This is a genomic window from Barrientosiimonas humi, from assembly GCF_006716095.1.
GTDB classification, from domain to species: Bacteria; Actinomycetota; Actinomycetes; order Actinomycetales; family Dermatophilaceae; genus Barrientosiimonas; species Barrientosiimonas humi.
In genome coordinates this window covers 763,185-780,077 of the sequence record NZ_VFOK01000001.1, presented here as the reverse complement: position 1 = coordinate 780,077, position 16,893 = coordinate 763,185, and the positions used below count along the sequence as shown (strand labels likewise).

Below are 16,893 nucleotides of genomic sequence, written 5' to 3'. Positions count from 1 at the left end.
TGCGGCGGCAATCGTACCCGCTGCGCCGGAGCAGTCCGACTCCACCCTTGTCCCGGCGGTAGACGCGTGCGTAGGTTGGGCGACGCCGGCCGGGACCGGCCGGCTGCAATGTGTGCCCCCAACAACAGGAGTGATCTCCATGGGTCTGATGGACAACGCCAAGGACGCCCTCGGCAACAACCCGGACAAGGTGTCCCAGGGTGTCGAGAAGGGCGGCGACTTCATCGACGAGAAGACCGGCGGCCAGTACGCCGACAAGGTCGACCAGGGTCAGGACTTCGCCAACGAGCGCCTCGGCGGTGACGCACAGCAGGACGCCGGCCAGCAGCAGGACGGGCAGCAGCAGGACGGCGGCCAGCAGCAGTAAGCACTGCCGCTGACATCACGAAGGGCCGGGGCGCACGCCCCGGCCCTTTCCCGTCCCGCCGTACGCCCTCGCCGGCTCCCGCAGGGACCGGCACCTCGCCGGCTCTCCCTCGCACTCTCACTCGCGGCGCAGCAGCACCGTGGTGCGGTCGTCGTCCTCGCCGGCGCAGGCGAAGTCGCAGATCTGCGCCGCCTCCCCCGCGCCCGGCTCGCAGGCGACGACCCGGTCGGCCGCGCCGAGCATCCGGTCCATCCCCTGCCCCAGGTCCAGCTCGGGGCTCTCGATCATGCCGTCCGAGTAGAGCAGCAGCGCATCGCCGCGCTCGAGCCGGCCGCTGACCCGCTCGTAGCTCACCAGCCCGGAGTCGAGCACGCCGAGCATCACGCCGCGGGCGTCGCTGCGCTCCTGCCAGCGCCCGGCGCCGGCGTGGTGGTGCATCGCGGCCGGGTGGCCGGCGCTGGCGAGCGAGTAGTCGCCGGTGCGCAGGTCGAGTGCGAGGTGCACGGCCGTGGCATAGCCGTCGGGCCAGCTCTGCCGGACGAGGTAGCGGTTGGCGGCGGCGAGCAGACCCTCGGGCGGGGTCGAGCCGAGCAGCCCGGAGAAGGCGCCGCTGAGCATGAGCGAGCGGGTGCCGGTCTGCAGGCCCTTGCCGGCGACGTCGACCAGCAGCACCTCGAGCAGGTCGTCCTCGGAGCGGTGGGTGAGCAGGAAGTCGCCCGACAGCGCCTCGCCGTGCGCCGCCCGGACGCTGCTGTCGAGGTGCCAGCCGGCGGGCAGGTCGTCGCCGACCTGCGCCTGGCGCTCGAGCTGGGCGCGCAGGTCGGTGAGGATGCTGACGCCGACCTCCTGCGGGATGCCCGCGCGCATCCGCCGGCGCTCGACGGCGAGCATCAGCAGCATGACGACGGCGATGGCCGCGAGCGTCACCGGCGGCGCCGGTGCGTTGAGCGAGGTGACGAGCATCCCGGCCGCGACGGCGGCGAAGACGACGTACATCCGCGCGGCGTGCAGGAACAGCCCCGCCGCCACGACGAGCGGCACGACCGGCGCGAGGGTCAGGCTGACCGGGCGCAGCACGAACGCGAGCGTCATCAGCGCGGTGAGCACGAGCAGGAGCGTGGTGAGCCAACGCTCGCGGCGCAGGCCCGCCTGGAACGGCTCGGGCAGGCTCGACGTCGCAACCGCGTGGCGGGTGCGACGGGCCCGGGCCGTCAGATCGATGCTCACGCGGGCAACGTAGCGACGCGAGGGCGTCGATCCGTGAGGTCTTTACCAACCCTTTAAGCATGCTTTCCCGACCCTATGCATTCGAGGCGGGTATAAGGGCCCGCGCTCCACCCGCACGGGCGTACGGGCGGAGCGAGCCGGTCGGTCAGGACAGCGGCGGCAGGGTGCCGTCGGCCTCGTACGCCCGCACCATGTCGATGCGGCGCTGGTGACGCGCCTCCCCGGTGAACGGCGTGCCGAGGAAGGTCGCGACCATCTCCTCGGCCAGCTCGGGGGCGGTGAAGCGGCCGCCGATGGAGAGCACCTGGGCGTCGTTGTGCTCCCGCGACAGCCGGGCCAGCTCGACCGTGGAGCACAGCGCGGCGCGGATGCCCTCGACCTTGTTGGCGGCCATCTGCTCACCGTTGCCCGACCCGCCCAGCACGATGCCGAGCGACCCCGGGTCGTCGCGCACCGCCTCGGCGGCGCGCAGGACGTAGACCGGGTAGTCGTCCTGCGGGTCGAGCTCGGTCGGCCCGTGGTCGATGACCTCGTGGCCCTGCTCGGCGAGCCAGGTCACCAGGTGCTGCTGCAGCTCGAAGGCGGCGTGGTCGCCACCGACGTGAACGCGCATCGGCCCGCCCCTCAGCTGAAGTCGGGCTCGGCGTCGCGGCTGCGCTTGAGCTCGTAGAAGCCGGGCGTCCCGGCGACGAGCAGGCAGCCGTCCCAGAGCCGTCCCGCGGCCTCGCCCTTGGGCGCCGGGGTGACCACGGGGCCGAAGAAGGCGACGCCCTCCACGGCGACCACGGGGGTGCCGACGTCGTCGCCCACCAGGTCGATGGCGCGCTGGTGGCTGGCCCGCAGCGCCTTGTCGACGTCGTCGCCCGGGACGTTCTCCCAGACCTCGATGAGCTCGGCCGGGAGCCCGACCTCGGCCAGCGACTCCTCGACGACCGCCTTCATGTCGGCGTCGTCACCGCCGCGGCCACCGGGGTGGCGGCGGGTGCCGATCGCGGTGTAGAGGTCGCCCAGCACCTCCGGGCCGTGGTCCTGGGCGGCCTTGACGAGCACCCGGACCGGGCCCCAGCCGCGGTCCATGAGCGCGCGGTACTTCTCGTCGAGGTCACGTCCCTCGTTGAGCACCGAGAGGCTCATGACCGTCCAGGTGATGTCGAGGTCGCGCACCTTCGCGGCCTCGATCAGCCAGCGGGAGGTCATCCAGGCCCACGGGCACAGCGGGTCGAAGAACATCTCGGCCGACGTGCGGCCGCTGCTGGTGGAGCTCGGTGAAGTCGTCACCCGCTCATCCTGCCACCCGGCCCTGTGCCACGATGAGGCCGCTTCCACCCCTGACGCGCGAAGGAGCCGTCGTGCCCGGACAGAACCTCACCCGCGACGAGGCCCAGGCCAGGTCCCAGCTGATCGAGGTGGAGTCCTACTCCGTCTCGCTCGACCTGACCACCGGCCCGGAGACCTTCCGCACCCGCAGCGAGGTCAGGTTCACCGCGACCGAGCCCGGCGCCGAGACCTTCATCGACTTCATCGGCGACAGCGTCGAGGAGATCGTGCTCAACGGCACCTCGCTGGACCCGGCCGAGCACTTCGCCGACAGCCGCGTCCGGCTGCCTGGCCTGGCCGCCGAGAACACGCTGGTCGTGACCGGCACCGGCCGCTACATGAACACCGGCGAGGGCCTGCACCGGATGGTCGACCCGACCGACCAGGAGGTCTACCTCTACACCCAGTTCGAGGTGGCCGACTGCCGGCGCATGTTCCCCGTCTTCGAGCAGCCCGACCTAAAGGCCACGTTCGCCTTCACCGTCACCGCCCCGGCCGCGTGGACGATGCTCAGCAACCAGCCGACGCCCGAGCCGACCCCGGCCGAGGGGTCCTGGACCAACGAGCGCGGCGAGTCCGCGCCGGTCGCGACGTGGGCGTTCGAGCCGACCCCGCGGATCAGCTGCTACATCACCGCGCTGGTGGCGGGGCCGTACGACGTCGTGCGCGACGAGGTCAGCACGCGGGCCGGCGTGGTGCCGCTCGGGCTGTTCTGCCGCCGCTCGCTGCGGGAGTTCCTCGACCCGGAGAACATCTTCGAGGTGACCAAGCAGGGCTTCGCGTTCTTCGAGGAGCACTTCGACGCGCCCTACCCGTTCGCGAAGTACGACCAGATCTTCACCCCGGAGTACAACGCCGGCGCGATGGAGAACGCCGGCTGCGTGACCTTCTCCGAGGTGTACGTCTTCCGCGCCAAGGTGCCCGAGGCGGTCGTCGAGCGTCGGGCGGGCACGATCCTGCACGAGCTGGCGCACATGTGGTTCGGCAACCTCGTGACGATGCGCTGGTGGGACGACCTGTGGCTCAACGAGTCGTTCGCCGAGTGGGCCGCGATCACCAGCCAGGCCGAGGCGACCCGCTGGGAGACCGGCTGGACCACCTTCGCGATGGGTGAGAAGGCGTGGGCCTACAACCAGGACCAGCTGTCCTCGACCCACCCCATCGCCGCCGACATGGTGGACCTGGAGTCGGTCGAGGAGAACTTCGACGGGATCACCTACGCCAAGGGCGCGTCCGTGCTCAAGCAGCTCGTGGCGTACGTCGGGCGCGAGCCGTTCGAGGCCGGGCTGCGCGCGTACTTCGCCAAGCACGCGTGGGGCAACACCCGCCTGGCCGACCTGCTGACCGAGCTGGAGGCCACCAGCGGCCGCGACCTGAGCACCTGGTCGCAGCTGTGGCTGGAGACCGCCGGCGTCAACACGCTGCGCCCGCTGATCGAGACCGACGCCGACGGCGTCATCACCTCGTTCGCCGTCGAGCAGACCGCTCCTGCGGACTACCCGACGCTGCGGCCGCACCGCCTCGCGATCGGCCTGTACGACCTCGACGGCGGCCGGCTCGTCCGGCGCGAGCGGGTCGAGGCCGACGTGGACGGCGAGCGCACCGAGGTGCCCGCGCTGGTCGGGATGCGCCGCGGCGACCTGGTGCTGGTCAACGACGACGACCTGGCCTACGCCAAGGTGCGCCTGGACGGTGAGTCGCTCGCGACGGCGCTGGCCAACCCGCGCGGCTTCGTCGACCCGCTCCCCCGCGCGATCCTCGTCGGCGCCGCGTGGGACATGACGCGCGACGCCGAGCTGCCGGCGCGCGACTTCGTCGACCTGGCGCTGGCGACGCTGCCCGGCGAGACCGACTCCAACCTGGTGCGCACGCTGCTGCAGCACGCCACGCTGGCCGCCTCGCGCTTCGTCGCGCCGCAGCACCGCGACACCACGCGCGGGCGGTTCGCCGCGGGCCTGCTCGACCTGGCCCGGTCCGCCGAGCCGGGCAGCGACGCCCAGCTGCAGCTGGTGCAGGCGTTCGCCGGGCAGGCCGGCAGCGACGAGCACGCCGCGGTCGTGCGCGGCTGGCTCTCCGGCGAGGACCCGCTGCCGGGGCTCGCGGTCGACACCGAGATGCGCTGGACCCTGCTGACCTCGCTGGCCGCGGCCGGTGTCGCACAGGCCGCCGACATCGACGCCGAGCTGCAGCGCGACCGCACCTCGACCGGCGCCGAGCGGGCGGCGCGCGCCCTCGCGGCCCGGCCCACCGCCGAGGCGAAGGACGAGGCCTGGCAGCGGGCGCTGGACCCGACCACGCCCAACCAGACCCGGCGCGCGACCGCCCACGGCTTCCAGGTCGCGCACGACCGTTCGCTGCTGCAGCCCTACGTCGCGCGCTACCACGAGGCGCTCACGCCGGTGTGGCGCGAGCTCACCAGCTCGACCGCCGGCGACGTCACGGTGCTGATGTATCCGGGGTCGCTCGCCGACCAGCAGCTGGCCGACGCGTCGCAGACCTGGCTCGACAGCGACCCGGCGGTCCCGGCCGGGGCGCGGCGCCTGGTCGCGGAGAACCGCGACGGCGTGCTGCGCGCGGTGCAGGCGCAGGCCTGCGACGCCCAGCGCGACGCCTGAGCCGGCCTCGGCCGTCCCCGGCTGACCCAGCCATCGGCCCCGTCCGCGACGTCCGCGGGCGGGGCCGAGGGCGTACGGCGGGGGCGGGGCGTGCGCGTCAGCGGCGGCTGCCGACGGCGCGGATCAACCGCTTGGCGCGACGGCTGACCATGACGTCCTCGAGCATCAGCGGCTCGCGGTCGGCGTTGGCCAGCGGCAGCCGCCAGTTGGGGTACTCCTCGTCGGTGCCGGGCTGGTTGATCGTGCGCACGTCGCCGACCAGGTCGGGCACGGCGACGCCGAGCAGCCGGGCGGGGCTGAACGTGAGGTAGCGGTAGAGGGCGTTGACCTGCTCCTCGACCGTCGCCTGCTCGCCGATGAGGCCGCGCGAGCGCAGGTCGCTCAGCACCGCCTCGCGCTGGCGCTCGTCCTCGACCATCGTCTCCTCGAGGCTGTCGGGCAGCAGCCCCAGCTCGTCGCGCACCGTGATGTGCTCGCCCTGCAGGTATCCGGCGGTGGGCGGCAGGTCGTGCGTGGTCACCGACGCCAGGCACAGCTCGCGATAGGTCTCGGGCGCGCGCGGGGCCGAGCCGTCCTTGCGCTCGAACCACAGGATCGAGGTGCCGAGCAGACCCCGCTCGGTGAGGTAGTCGCGCACCCAGTCCTCGACCGTGCCGAGGTCCTCGCCGATGACGATCGCGCCGGCGCGGTGCGCCTCGAGCGCGAGGATCCCGACGAGCGCCTCGTGGTCGTAGCGGACGTACGTGCCCTCGGTCGCCGACTTCCCGAGCGGGATCCACCACAGCCGGAACAGCCCGATGATGTGGTCGACGCGCAGCCCGCCCGACAGCTGCAGCAAGGTGCGCAGCATGTCGCGATAGGGGGCGTACGCCTGCTCGGCCAGGCGGTCGGGTCGCCACGGCGGCTGGCTCCAGTTCTGACCGGCCGCGTTGTAGTCGTCCGGCGGGGCCCCGACGCGCACCCCGCCGGCCAGCACGTCGGCGAGCGCCCAGGAGTCGGACCCGCCCGGGTGCACGCCCACGGCCAGGTCGTGGACGACGCCGACGGACATGCCGGCCGCGGTCAGCTCGCGCTGGGCGTCGGCGAACTGCCGCTGCACGATCCACTGCAGCCAGCTGTGGAACTCGACCTCGTCGGCGAGGCGCTGGCGCTCCGCGGCGGTCTCGGGGCTGCGCGGGTCCTGCAGCGCCTCGGGCCAGTCGGACCACGGCAGCCCGCGGTCGACGACGATCGCGCACCAGGTGGCGTAGTCGACCAGGCCCTGCCCGGCCCGCTCGCAGAACTCCTCGAAGTCGCGGTGCCGACGCTGGGTGCGCCGCTGCCGGAAGACGATGCGCAGCGCGGCCTGCTTGGCCTCCCAGCTGCTGTCGCGGTCGAGGTCGGCCAGGCCGTTGAGGCGGCGCGCGTCGTCGCCGTGCCACTCGATCATCTGGTGCTCGGCCGAGGACAGGTACCCCATCTCGGGCACCTCCTCGACGCGGATGTACATCGGGTTGAGGAAGCGCCGGGTCGTCGGCAGGTAGGGCGAGGGCTCCATCGTCGGGACCGGCTCGGCGGCGTGCATCGGGTTGACCAGCACGAAGTCGGCGCCCTGCCGCGCGCCCCACGACCCCAGCTCGGCGAGGTCGGCCGCGTCGCCGATGCCCCAGGACTGCTCGGAGCGCACGGAGTACAGCTGGGTCATCAGGCCCCACGCCGGGGAGGAGCGCACCGCCTCGGGCAGCGCGACCCGCTCGGGGGTCACGATCACCGGGCAGCGGGCGAAGCCGCCGCTGGTCTCGCGGGTGACGACCAGCTCGTGGTAGCCGAGCGGCAGGTCGCCGGGCAGCTCGACGGTGATCTCGGCCAGCCGGGCGCCGTCGACGTCGCGCGGCTGGACCGGGTTGTCGGGGAAGGTGACCCCTCGCTCGGTGCCGTCCTCGAGCCGCACCACGGCGCTGATCTCGGCGCCGTCGGGCACGTGCACGGCGACCCACGGGGTCCAGCCCTCGCGCAGCACGACGACCGGGGGCAGCGTGCGCCGCCACGCCTCGTCGCGCTTGCGGGCCATCGCCTGCGCGACCTGCTCGTCGCCCTCGGCGGGCACGTCGAGCGCGGCGAGGACGCTGCGCAGCGTGTCGTCGCTGACCTTGACGTGGTTGCCCTTCCAGTCCCAGTACTCCGTGGCGATGTCATGCGCGTGCGCCAGGTCCTGGAGGGTCGAGCTGGGGGCAGAAGGCACCGGCAAGTCCTGCTTTCGGGCACGGGTGAGGCGAGGTCGCCCCTACTGTCTCACTGCCCAGCACCCGGCGCACGAGAGGATGTGGGCCATGTCTTTCGCCCTGACGCTCGCCGCGCTCCCCCAGGCGGTCGGCGACCTGACCTGGGACCAGGTCGGGACGTGGTTCGCCGGCGCCCCGCTCACCATCGTGCTCGTCCTCGCCCTGACCATGGTCGCCCGCTGGCTCGTCCACCGCGCGATCGACAAGGCGGTGAGCGCGATGGAGCAGCGCACCGGCGAGGGCGGCCGGGCGACCCGGATGCTGCGCGAGGCCACCGGGCTCGACGAGGAGCGGCGCCGGCAGCGGGCTGCGACGATGGGGTCGGTGCTGAAGTCGGCGACGACGATCGTGCTCAGCACCATCGCGGTGCTCACGGTGCTGGCCACGCTCGGGGTGCCGCTCGGGCCGCTCATGGCCTCCGCCGGCGTCGGCGGCGTCGCCCTCGGCTTCGGCGCGCAGAGCCTGGTCAAGGACTTCCTGTCCGGCGTGTTCATGATCCTGGAGGACCAGTACGGCGTCGGTGACGTCATCGACACCGGCGAGGCGATCGGGACGGTCGAGGAGGTCACGCTGCGGGTGACGCGCCTGCGCGACGCCAACGGGGTGATCTGGTACATCCGCAACGGCGAGATCATCCGCATCGGCAACCGTTCGCAGGGCTGGTCGACCGCGCTGGTCGACATCCCCGTCGCCTACGACCAGCCCGTGGAGAAGGTGCTGGCGGTCCTGCGCACGGTGACCGTGCACATCCGTGACGAATCCCCTTGGGACGAAAGGCTTCTCGAGGAACCCGAGGTCGCCGGTGTCGAGTCGGTGAGCGGCGGCGTGATGACGATGCGGATCATCGCCAAGTGCGCACCCAACGAGAACTTCTCGGTCTCGCGCGAGCTGCGCGAGCGCAGCAAGGTCGCGCTCGACGCGGCCGGCATCCGCGGACCGGCCCTCACGCCGTACGGCCCGCCCCCGGTCGGCGGCACGGGTGCCTGAGGGCGCGGGCGCGCCTGAGAGGATCGAGGGTGTGAGCAACACCTTCTACGACGAGGTCGGCGGGCACGAGACGTTCGTGCAGCTGGTGCGCGAGTTCTACCGCGGGGTCGCGAGCGACCCGCCGCTGCGCGCGCTCTACCCCGAGGAGGACCTCGGGCCGGCCGAGGTCCGGCTGCGGATGTTCCTCGAGCAGTACTGGGGCGGCCCGAAGACCTACTCCGAGCAGCGCGGTCACCCGCGGCTGCGGATGCGGCACGTGCCGTTCGCCGTCACGCCCGACATGCGCGACCGGTGGCTGCTGCACATGATGAACGCGGTCGACACGCTCGACCTGGACGAGGCGCACGACGCGGCGCTGCGCGACTACCTGACGCGCGCGGCGTACATGCTCGTCAACCGGCACGAAGAGCCCACGGGCTGAAACGTTTTCGTCCCGGGCCCGGTCTGCCCCAGACTGGTTGCCCGTGACGCAGAACCCCACCACCCCGACCTCGACCGCACCGGCCGCACAGCTGGTCCACGACGGGAGCCGCCACGCCGACGCGTGGTGGCGCAGCGCCGTGATCTACCAGATCTATCCGCGCTCGTTCGCCGACCACGACGGCGACGGCATGGGCGACCTGGTCGGCATCACCTCACGCCTGCCCTACCTGCGTGACCTCGGCGTCGACGCGGTGTGGCTCTCCCCCTTCTACGCCTCGCCCCAGGCCGACGCGGGGTACGACGTCTCCGACTACCGCGCGGTCGACCCGCTGTTCGGCCGGCTCGAGGACGCCAAGGCCATGGTGGCCCGCGCGCACGAGCTGGGCCTGCGAGTGATCGTCGACCTGGTGCCCAACCACACCTCCGACGAGCACGAGTGGTTCCGCGCGGCGCTCGCCGCCGCGCCGGGGTCGCCGGAGCGCGAGCGCTACATGTTCCGCGACGGGAAGGGCCCGGACGGCTCCGAGCCGCCGAACAACTGGGAGAGCGTCTTCGGCGGCCGCGCCTGGACCCGGGTCACCGAGCCCGACGGCTCCCCCGGCCAGTGGTACCTCCACCTGTTCGACCCCAAGCAGCCCGACCTCAACTGGGAGCTGCCGGAGGTGCGCGAGGAGTTCGAGTCGATCCTGCGCTTCTGGCTCGACCTCGGCGTCGACGGCTTCCGGGTCGACGTCGCGCACGGCCTCATCAAGGAGGCGGGCCTGCCCGACTGGGACGCCGAGCTGCACCTGCTGGGTGCCGGCCTCAAGGGCGAGAGCACCGACCGCCGTCCCCCGATGTGGGACCAGGACGGCGTGCACGAGGTGTACGAGTCCTGGCGCCGGATCCTCAACTCCTACAACGAGACCGGTGACTCCGCGGGCGACCGCATCATGTGCGCGGAGGCGTGGGTGACCCCGGTCGAGCGGGCCGCGCGGTACGTCCGCGAGACCGAGTTCCACCAGGCGTTCAACTTCGACTTCCTCGAGACCCACTGGCACGCCGACAAGCTGCGCGAGGTCATCCGGGCGTCCTACGCCGCCAACGACTCGGTGGGCGCCCCGACGACGTGGGTGCTGTCCAACCACGACGTCGTGCGGCACGCCTCCCGGCTCGGGCTGCCGATCGACCAGCCGCGACCGAACGGCATCGGTGCCGAGGACCCCCAGCCCGACACCGAGCTGGGTCTGCGCCGAGCCCGCGCGGCGACGACGCTCATGCTCGCGCTGCCGGGCGGGGCGTACATCTATCAGGGCGAGGAGCTCGGGCTCCCCGACCACACGACGATGCCCGACGAGGTGCGCCAGGACCCGACCTGGGAGCGCAGCGGGCACACCGAGAAGGGGCGGGACGGCTGCCGCGTGCCGATGCCGTGGGAGGCCGACCGGCCGGGCCTGGGCTTCGGCCCGAGCGAGCAGACCTGGCTGCCGCAGCCGGAGAGCTACCGGGCGCTGGCCGCCGACCAGCAGGCCGGGGTGCCCGGGTCGACGCTGGAGCTGTACCGGCGGATGCTGCAGGTGCGCCGCGAGCTCAGCATGGGTCAGGGGTCGCTGCTGCTGGAGGAGTCGACCGGCGACGTCGTGCGCATGGTCAACGACGCCCGCGAGGCCCGGGTGCAGGTCGTCGCCAACCTCGGCACCGACCCGGTCGACCTGCCCGACGGCGCGCAGGTGCTGGTGGCCTCGGGCGCCCTCGACGGCACCCGGGTCCCGTCCGACACGGCGGTGTGGTTCACGGCCTGACCCACCGCCCCCTTCCCCGCATGAAACCGGGTTACGTGCGTTTGACCTTGATCGATCAGGGTCAAACGCACGTAACCCGGTTTCATGCCCGGGAGGGAGGGGCAGGAGAAGGCTCAGCGGACGAGGACGTGGCCGGCGGGGGTGCTCAGTCGGAACCAGCGGCCGGCGGCGAACACCCGGGCGGTGTCGCCGACCAGGAAGCCGAGGGCGTGGGCGCCGAGCGCGACACCTGCCGGGAGCCCGTCGGGGCCGCCACCGGTGGGCAGCGCCCTGCCCCACACCCGCGCGCGCAGCTGGTCGACCGCGGCGCTGCCGGCCCCGTCGGGTACGCCCTGGGCGACCTCGGCGATGCCGTCACGGGCGGCCTGGGCCAGCACGGTCGTGCTCACCTCGCCGAGCGGCTGCCACCCCGAGCGCGGCGGCGACACCGCCGCCCACCCGGCGCGCACGGTGGTCGGCGGCACCGGCAGCCGGGTGCCGCCCGCGAGTCCGCGTGCGAGACGGTCGGAGACCCCTGCGAGCGGCACGATCTCGTCGACCTCGGCGTCGGCGGCCAGCGGGAGCACCCGCAGCCCGAGCACCGTGCCCTCCCCGGTCAGGCCCCTCCCCCGCAGCACGCCCACCCACACCGCGAGCGTGCGCGCGGAGGCCTGCAGGCGTACGGCGCCGTCGGGGTCGAGCACCCGCGCGCGCCCGACGTACGTCGTCAGGTCGGCGACCGTCTCGGCGTCACCCAGGTGCAGCTCGGGTGCGTTCACAGGTGGCCGACGGGTCGACGCTTCAGCTCGACGGGGTCACCGCTGACCCGCTCGAGATAGGCCTTGTCCTCAGCCGAGATGCGTTGCGGCCGTTGAGTTTCCATGTCGAACACGACCTGGGTGCTCTCGGCGGCGGCAAAGACGGGCGAGTCGTCGTCGCGGGAGTCGCGCACCTCGTAGGAGATGTCGAACGAGGCGCCGCTGATCTTCGACACCCAGATCGCGACGACGACCGGTTCGGGGCGGTAGTGCAGCTGCGCGACGTAGTCGATCTCCTGGCGCGCGATCAGCAGGGCCGGGCGGTGCGACTCCCCCTCGCTGTCGCGGAACCACTCGCGCAGGGCGGCGACGCGCGCCTCCTCGAGCAGGCGGACGATCTGCACGTTGTTCACGTGGCGCAGGGCGTCCATGTCGGACCAGCGGAGCGGGACGTCGACGTAGTACGGGCGGTTCGGCATACCGCTCATCATGGCAAGGGCCACATGCCGGGAGGCCGCGGTGCTCGGGACGCGAACAGCCAGGTGCCGCACTAGAGTCCACCGCGTGAGTCCTGACACCCCCCTGCCCGAGGGCGATCCGGTCGCCGACCTGCTCGACGTCCTCGACCTGCAAGAGGCCGGACAGTCGACGATCACCGTCGAGTCCGCACCCGGCGAGGACAACCCGGTCGACCTCGGCAGCGACCACGTCGACATCTTCGTCGGCCGCAGCCAGCCGCAGCCGCACGGGCGCGTGTTCGGCGGTCAGGTGCTGGCGCAGTGCGTCGTGGCGGCCGGGCGGACGGTCGAAGGGCTCCAGGACGGCACCGGCAGCCGCCACGTGCACTCGCTGCACGGGTACTTCCTGCGGGCCGGCGACTCGATGCAGCCGATCCGGTTCGCGGTGGAGCGGATGCGCGACGGCCGCTCGTTCTCGGCCCGTCGGGTGCACGCCCTGCAGAACGGCAAGGTCATCATGTCGATGATCCTGTCCTTCCAGGAGGCGGCCGGGGGTCTCGACCACCAGGCCGCGATGCCCGCCGCGCCCGACCCCGAGCGGCTGCCGACGGTCGCCCAGGAGATCGGTGACATCGACCACCCCGTCGCGCGCCACTGGGCCTACCGCCGAGCGGTCGACGTGCGGCACGTCGAGAACTCGATCTACCTCGCGCCGGGCCAGCAGGCCGCGGCCAACCAGAACGTCTGGCTGAAGGTGCGCGACCAGATGCCCGACGACCCGCTGCTGCACGCGGCGGCCCTGGCGTACGCCTCCGACTACACCCTGCTCGAGGCGGTGCTGCGTCGGCACCGGATGGCGTGGTCCGACCCGCGGCTGCGCGCGGCGAGCCTGGATCACGCGATGTGGTTCCACCGCCCGGTGCGGGTCGACGACTGGGTGCTCTACCAGCAGGAGTCGCCGTCGGCCTCGGGCGGACGCGGTCTCGGCATCGGCAAGATGTTCGCCTCCGACGGCACGCTGGTCGCCACGGTCGCCCAGGAGGGCATGCTGCGCGTGAAGGACTCGTGACCGGGGCTCGCGAGGAGCTCCTGGCGCGCTGGCGAGCCGAGGAGAGTGAGCAGCCCGAGGGCTGGGACTTCTCCGCGCTCGACGGGCGGATGTGGGCCGACCCGCCACCGTGGGATCTGGACGCGATCTGGGGCGAGGCGCTGGGCGCAGCGCAGCACGTGCTCGACATGGGCACCGGCGGCGGCGAGCACCTGCTGCGTTTCCGCGCGCTGCTGCCGGCCGACGTCGTCGCCACCGAGGGGTGGCCGCCCAACGTGCCGGTCGCCCGAAAGACGTTGGAACCGCACGGGATCCAGGTGACCGACTTCGGTGCGCCCGACCACGATCCCGACTCGGCGCCCATGCCCTTCCCCGAGGGCCGGTTCGACCTGGTGCTCAACCGGCACGAGGCGTACAGCCCGCGCGAGGTCGCGCGGGTGCTCGCCCCGGGCGGGGTGCTGCTCACCCAGCAGGTCGGAAGCGGCGAGCTGCCGGAGCTGCACGCGCTGCTGGGTGCCGAGCCCGAGGAGCCGACGGTGACGTACGACGGGTTCGTCGCCGACGCGGAGGCGGCGGGTCTGCGCGTGGTCGACGGCGAGGAGTTCACCGGCGCGTACCGGTTCGTCGACGTGGCCGCGCTCGTGGCCTACCTGCAGCGGGTGCCGTGGCAGGTGCCGGAGGACTTCTCGGTGGACGGTTACGCCGACGCGCTGCTGGAGCTGCACGAACGCAGCGCGGGCGGCGAGATCGCGCTCACGCAGCGTCGGTTCTGGCTGCGGGCTCGGCGTCCGGCCTGACGCGCGGCGGCGTGCTGATCATCGCGACGGCCAGCGGGAGCGCCGCGAACAGCAGCAGCGAGTAGCGCAGCGACCCCGACACCGGGCTCGCAAGCAGGGTCAGGAAGAGCACGGCCGCGGGCACCATGACCGCCCAGCGGCGGCGCCGGCCGAGCAGCGCGACCCCCACGATCGAGGTCACCCACACCCAGACGGTCAGCCCCGGCGAGATCACCTGGCCGACCACCGGGAGGGTGCGGAACTGCGGGCCCATGAAGCCGGGGTTGGTGGTCATGCCGCGCCGGGTGTCCTCGGGGTTGGTGCTGAGCAGCGAGGCGTCGACGAGCTCCTTGCGCAGCCCGGGCGGCTGCGGTCCCCACGGGATCTCCAGGTGGATGTCGCGGATGTCGTTGCGCGACCAGGTGTAGAACACGTCGCGCAGCGGTGCGTCGGGGGCCCAGTACCCGACGGTGGCGGCGATCGAGGCCTCGACGGCGGTCTCGGGGTACTGCCGGACCAGCCGGGCCCACCCGGCGACGAACTCCCCGGTGGTGTGGTCGTCCCAGGAGAACAGCGCCGCCTCCTTGGGCGGGTCGGAGACCCCCTCGTCGTAGGCGTCGCCGAGCTCGGCCGGCGTCATGCCGTCGAAGTTGTCGGCGATCCACTGCCGGTCGGTGGCGTCCAGCTCGTCGCCGTGCGCCAGCGCGATGCGCGCGACCTGCTGGATCGGGGCGGAGAACATCTCGACCTGGCGCGACTCCCCGATGCCCAGCGCGGAGTAGACCGGGCCGGTGTAGGCGGCGTAGCCCACGAGGCACGCAGCGAGCACCGCCAGCAGCGGCTTGCGGAGCCCGCGCAGCGCGACGACCAGCACGACGAGCGTGAGCGCGACCACGTGGATCCCGTTGTTGCGCAACAGGATCGTGGCCACACCGGCGAGCGCCATGACCACCCACGGCCAGCGCTCGCCGCGGGTGGAGTCGTGCACGGTCACCTCGGCGACGGCGACGCAGAACACGAGCGCGGCGAGGGCGAACGGCACGTCCTTGACCTGGATCACCGAGAACAGCCCGAAGACCGGCGACAGCGCCACCCAGGCGAGCGACCCCCAGAAGACGAACCGGTGCACCCCCCAGCGGGCCATCCGCACGAGCATGAACGTGCAGGCCGCGGCCATCGCGACGATCTGCACGATCACGGCGATCGCGACCTTGCCGACGTCGCCGAGCGAGAGCGCGGAGCCGACCTGCTCGTACGCCCACACCAGCGCGGTGTGCCCGACGGGCTCGTACGACGTCCACGGGGCGGTGCCGCGCACCTGGGCGTAGCTGCGGAAGGTGTCGAACGGCACGACGCCGGGGAACCACACGACCAGCGCCGGGACGCGCACGAGCACGAGCGCCGCGAACAGCAGCCACACCGGCCGGCGCGACGCGCCGGAGCGCAGCGCGGCCAGGAACGCGCCGGGCCGCCCCGCCCCGTTCACCACGGTGGCGTCGCGCTGGCGCAGGGTCCCCTCGAAGACGCCCGCGAGCACGGCGGCGAAGATCCAGGCCAGGCCGAGCAGGCGTACGGGCAGCAGGGCGGTCTGCACCCGGGTCAGGTCGGACAGGGGCTGCGGCTCGGCGCCGCCGATGAGGTCGCCGACGATCGCGAGCAGCGCGAACAGGCCGCCCAGCGCCAGGGCCGGCCGCCAGACGCGCGGCCGCACGACGCCGATCAGCCAGCGCCCGGCGACCACGAGGGCGACCGCGACGATCGCCGTGGTGATCGAGACGGTCCCGATCGTCTGGTCGTCCGGGCTCGTGCCCGGGGGGCGCACGAAGACCGCCGCCGCGCCGAGCAGCCCGCCGACGACGGCGACCGCGGAGCGCCGCCGCGCTGCGGTGGTCACCGATCCCCCCGGCTCGGCGACGCTGCTCACGCGGTCTCGCGGGCGACGGGGCTGTAGCGCAGGTAGGCGAGGCGGGCGGCCTCCTGGCGCGCGTGCAGCAGCCCGTTGAGGATCAGCCCGACGACCAGCGACAGCATCGCCAGGATCATCACCGAGGCGGCGAGGAACGCGGTCGGGAACCGCTCGACCACCCCGGTGCGGAAGAAGTCGACGACGACCGGCAGGCCGAGCACCAGGGCCACGAGGGTGAACAGGGCGCTCACGGTGCCGTACGCCAGCAGCGGCCGCTCGTGCTGCACCAGGCGCAGGATGAGGCGCAGGATCCGGAATCCGTCGTGATAGGTGCGCAGCTTGCTCTCGCTGCCCTCCGGCCGGTCGCGGAAGCCGACCGGGACCTCCTTCTGCGGGATGCGCAGGTTGGCCGAGTGCACGGCCAGCTCGGTCTCGGTCTCGAACTCGCGCGACAGCGCCGGGAAGGACTTCACGAAGCGCCGGGAGAAGACGCGGTATCCGCTGAGCATGTCGGTGACCGGCTCGCCGAACAGCCCCGTCACCAGCCGGTTGAACGCCTTGTTGCCGAGCTCGTGACCGGGCCGGTAGGCGCTCTCGACGTCGGCGTCCTGGGTGCGCACCCCGAGGATGTGGTCGTACGGGCCGTCGAGCAGGGCCTTGATCAGCTCCGGGGCCGCGGCGGCGTCGTAGGTGTCGTCGCCGTCGATGATGAGGTAGACGTCGGCGTCGATGTCGGCGAAGGCGCGGCGCACGACGTTGCCCTTGCCCTTGCGCTCCTCGGCGCGCACGATCGCGCCGGCCTCGGCGGCCACCCGGGCGGTGTCGTCGGTGCTGTTGTTGTCGTAGACGTAGACCGTCATCTCGGGCACGGCGGCCCGCAGGTCTGCGACGACCTTGCCGACCGCCGCTTCCTCGTTGTAGCACGGCACGATGGCGGCAATGGTCGGCGGCACGCGGGGAGCATAACGGCCACCCCGCCAGGCGTCCGGT

Annotated in this window: 15 protein-coding genes; 7 read left to right on the top strand and 8 right to left on the bottom strand. The window is 72.8% G+C overall.

Annotated elements, in window-relative coordinates:
• Window positions 1-139: 139 nt before the first annotated feature.
• The gene (locus FB554_RS03710) at window positions 140-367 is read left to right on the top strand and encodes an antitoxin (protein WP_142004688.1); all 228 of its coding nucleotides are present in this window, start codon (window positions 140-142) and stop codon (window positions 365-367) included.
• A 117-nt stretch (window positions 368-484) separates the two neighbouring features.
• On the opposite strand, the gene FB554_RS03705 is transcribed toward FB554_RS03710, so the two are convergent.
• From FB554_RS03705 to FB554_RS03695, 3 genes are all read right to left on the bottom strand, one after another.
• A complete protein-coding gene (locus FB554_RS03705) occupies window positions 485-1,594 on the bottom strand; it encodes a PP2C family protein-serine/threonine phosphatase (protein ID WP_142004687.1) in 1,110 nt (369 codons plus the stop codon).
• Window positions 1,595-1,739: 145 nt separating this feature from the next.
• Window positions 1,740-2,207, bottom strand: coding sequence for a ribose-5-phosphate isomerase (locus FB554_RS03700; protein ID WP_142004686.1), 468 nt, complete (start codon window positions 2,205-2,207; stop codon window positions 1,740-1,742).
• Between the two features lie 11 nt (window positions 2,208-2,218).
• Window positions 2,219-2,824, bottom strand: coding sequence for a mycothiol-dependent nitroreductase Rv2466c family protein (locus FB554_RS03695; protein WP_142007409.1), 606 nt, complete (start codon window positions 2,822-2,824; stop codon window positions 2,219-2,221).
• Window positions 2,825-2,943: 119 nt separating this feature from the next.
• Between FB554_RS03695 and pepN the strand changes: the two genes are divergently transcribed.
• Entirely contained in the window at window positions 2,944-5,526 is a 2,583-nt protein-coding gene (pepN, locus tag FB554_RS03690; protein ID WP_142004685.1) for an aminopeptidase N, read from the top strand.
• A gap of 97 nt (window positions 5,527-5,623) precedes the next feature.
• On the opposite strand, the gene malQ is transcribed toward pepN, so the two are convergent.
• Entirely contained in the window at window positions 5,624-7,747 is a 2,124-nt protein-coding gene (malQ, locus tag FB554_RS03685; RefSeq protein WP_338070551.1) for a 4-alpha-glucanotransferase, read from the bottom strand.
• An 88-nt stretch (window positions 7,748-7,835) separates the two neighbouring features.
• Here malQ and FB554_RS03680 point away from each other — a divergent pair, with 88 nt between their 5' ends.
• From FB554_RS03680 to FB554_RS03670, 3 genes are read left to right on the top strand one after another with little or no spacing between them, the layout of a single operon-like run.
• Window positions 7,836-8,774, top strand: a complete 939-nt coding sequence (locus FB554_RS03680) for a mechanosensitive ion channel family protein (RefSeq protein WP_142004683.1) — start codon at window positions 7,836-7,838, stop codon at window positions 8,772-8,774.
• Window positions 8,775-8,805: 31 nt separating this feature from the next.
• Window positions 8,806-9,195 carry a globin gene (locus tag FB554_RS03675; protein WP_142004682.1) on the top strand — a complete coding sequence of 130 codons (390 nt, stop codon included), beginning with the start codon at window positions 8,806-8,808 and terminating at the stop codon, window positions 9,193-9,195.
• Window positions 9,196-9,238: 43 nt separating this feature from the next.
• Entirely contained in the window at window positions 9,239-10,978 is a 1,740-nt protein-coding gene (locus FB554_RS03670) for a glycoside hydrolase family 13 protein (RefSeq protein WP_420809458.1), read from the top strand.
• Window positions 10,979-11,091: 113 nt separating this feature from the next.
• Here the strand turns inward: FB554_RS03670 and FB554_RS03665 are convergent, their stop codons facing one another.
• A complete protein-coding gene (locus tag FB554_RS03665; protein ID WP_142004681.1) occupies window positions 11,092-11,736 on the bottom strand; it encodes a DUF8185 domain-containing protein in 645 nt (214 codons plus the stop codon).
• The gene (locus tag FB554_RS03660; protein ID WP_142004680.1) at window positions 11,733-12,194 is read right to left on the bottom strand and encodes an acyl-CoA thioesterase; all 462 of its coding nucleotides are present in this window, start codon (window positions 12,192-12,194) and stop codon (window positions 11,733-11,735) included. Before FB554_RS03660 ends, FB554_RS03665 begins: the two co-directional genes overlap by 4 nt.
• Window positions 12,195-12,279: 85 nt before the next feature.
• Here FB554_RS03660 and FB554_RS03655 point away from each other — a divergent pair, with 85 nt between their 5' ends.
• On the top strand, window positions 12,280-13,242 hold the full coding sequence (locus FB554_RS03655) for an acyl-CoA thioesterase (RefSeq protein WP_236022253.1): 963 nt from the start codon (window positions 12,280-12,282) through the stop codon (window positions 13,240-13,242).
• Window positions 13,239-14,018, top strand: a complete 780-nt coding sequence (locus FB554_RS03650; RefSeq protein WP_236022252.1) for a class I SAM-dependent methyltransferase — start codon at window positions 13,239-13,241, stop codon at window positions 14,016-14,018. The genes FB554_RS03655 and FB554_RS03650 overlap by 4 nt, the downstream gene beginning before the upstream one ends.
• Here FB554_RS03650 and FB554_RS03645 read toward each other — a convergent pair.
• Window positions 13,975-15,921, bottom strand: a complete 1,947-nt coding sequence (locus FB554_RS03645; protein ID WP_142004678.1) for a DUF6020 family protein — start codon at window positions 15,919-15,921, stop codon at window positions 13,975-13,977. The genes FB554_RS03650 and FB554_RS03645 overlap by 44 nt on opposite strands.
• The gene (locus tag FB554_RS03640; RefSeq protein ID WP_142004677.1) at window positions 15,918-16,856 is read right to left on the bottom strand and encodes a glycosyltransferase family 2 protein; all 939 of its coding nucleotides are present in this window, start codon (window positions 16,854-16,856) and stop codon (window positions 15,918-15,920) included. Before FB554_RS03640 ends, FB554_RS03645 begins: the two co-directional genes overlap by 4 nt.
• Window positions 16,857-16,893 lie beyond the last annotated feature (37 nt).

Bases quoted from the DNA above. Each gene is read 5' to 3' on its own strand.
- FB554_RS03710 (WP_142004688.1), top strand. From the start codon at position 140: ATGGGTCTGATGGACAACGCCAAGGACGCCCTCGGCAACAACCCGGAC.
- FB554_RS03700 (WP_142004686.1), bottom strand. From the start codon at position 2,207: ATGCGCGTTCACGTCGGTGGCGACCACGCCGCCTTCGAGCTGCAGCAG.
- FB554_RS03695 (WP_142007409.1), bottom strand. From the start codon at position 2,824: ATGTTCTTCGACCCGCTGTGCCCGTGGGCCTGGATGACCTCCCGCTGG.
- FB554_RS03680 (WP_142004683.1), top strand. From the start codon at position 7,836: ATGTCTTTCGCCCTGACGCTCGCCGCGCTCCCCCAGGCGGTCGGCGAC.
- FB554_RS03660 (WP_142004680.1), bottom strand. From the start codon at position 12,194: ATGCCGAACCGCCCGTACTACGTCGACGTCCCGCTCCGCTGGTCCGAC.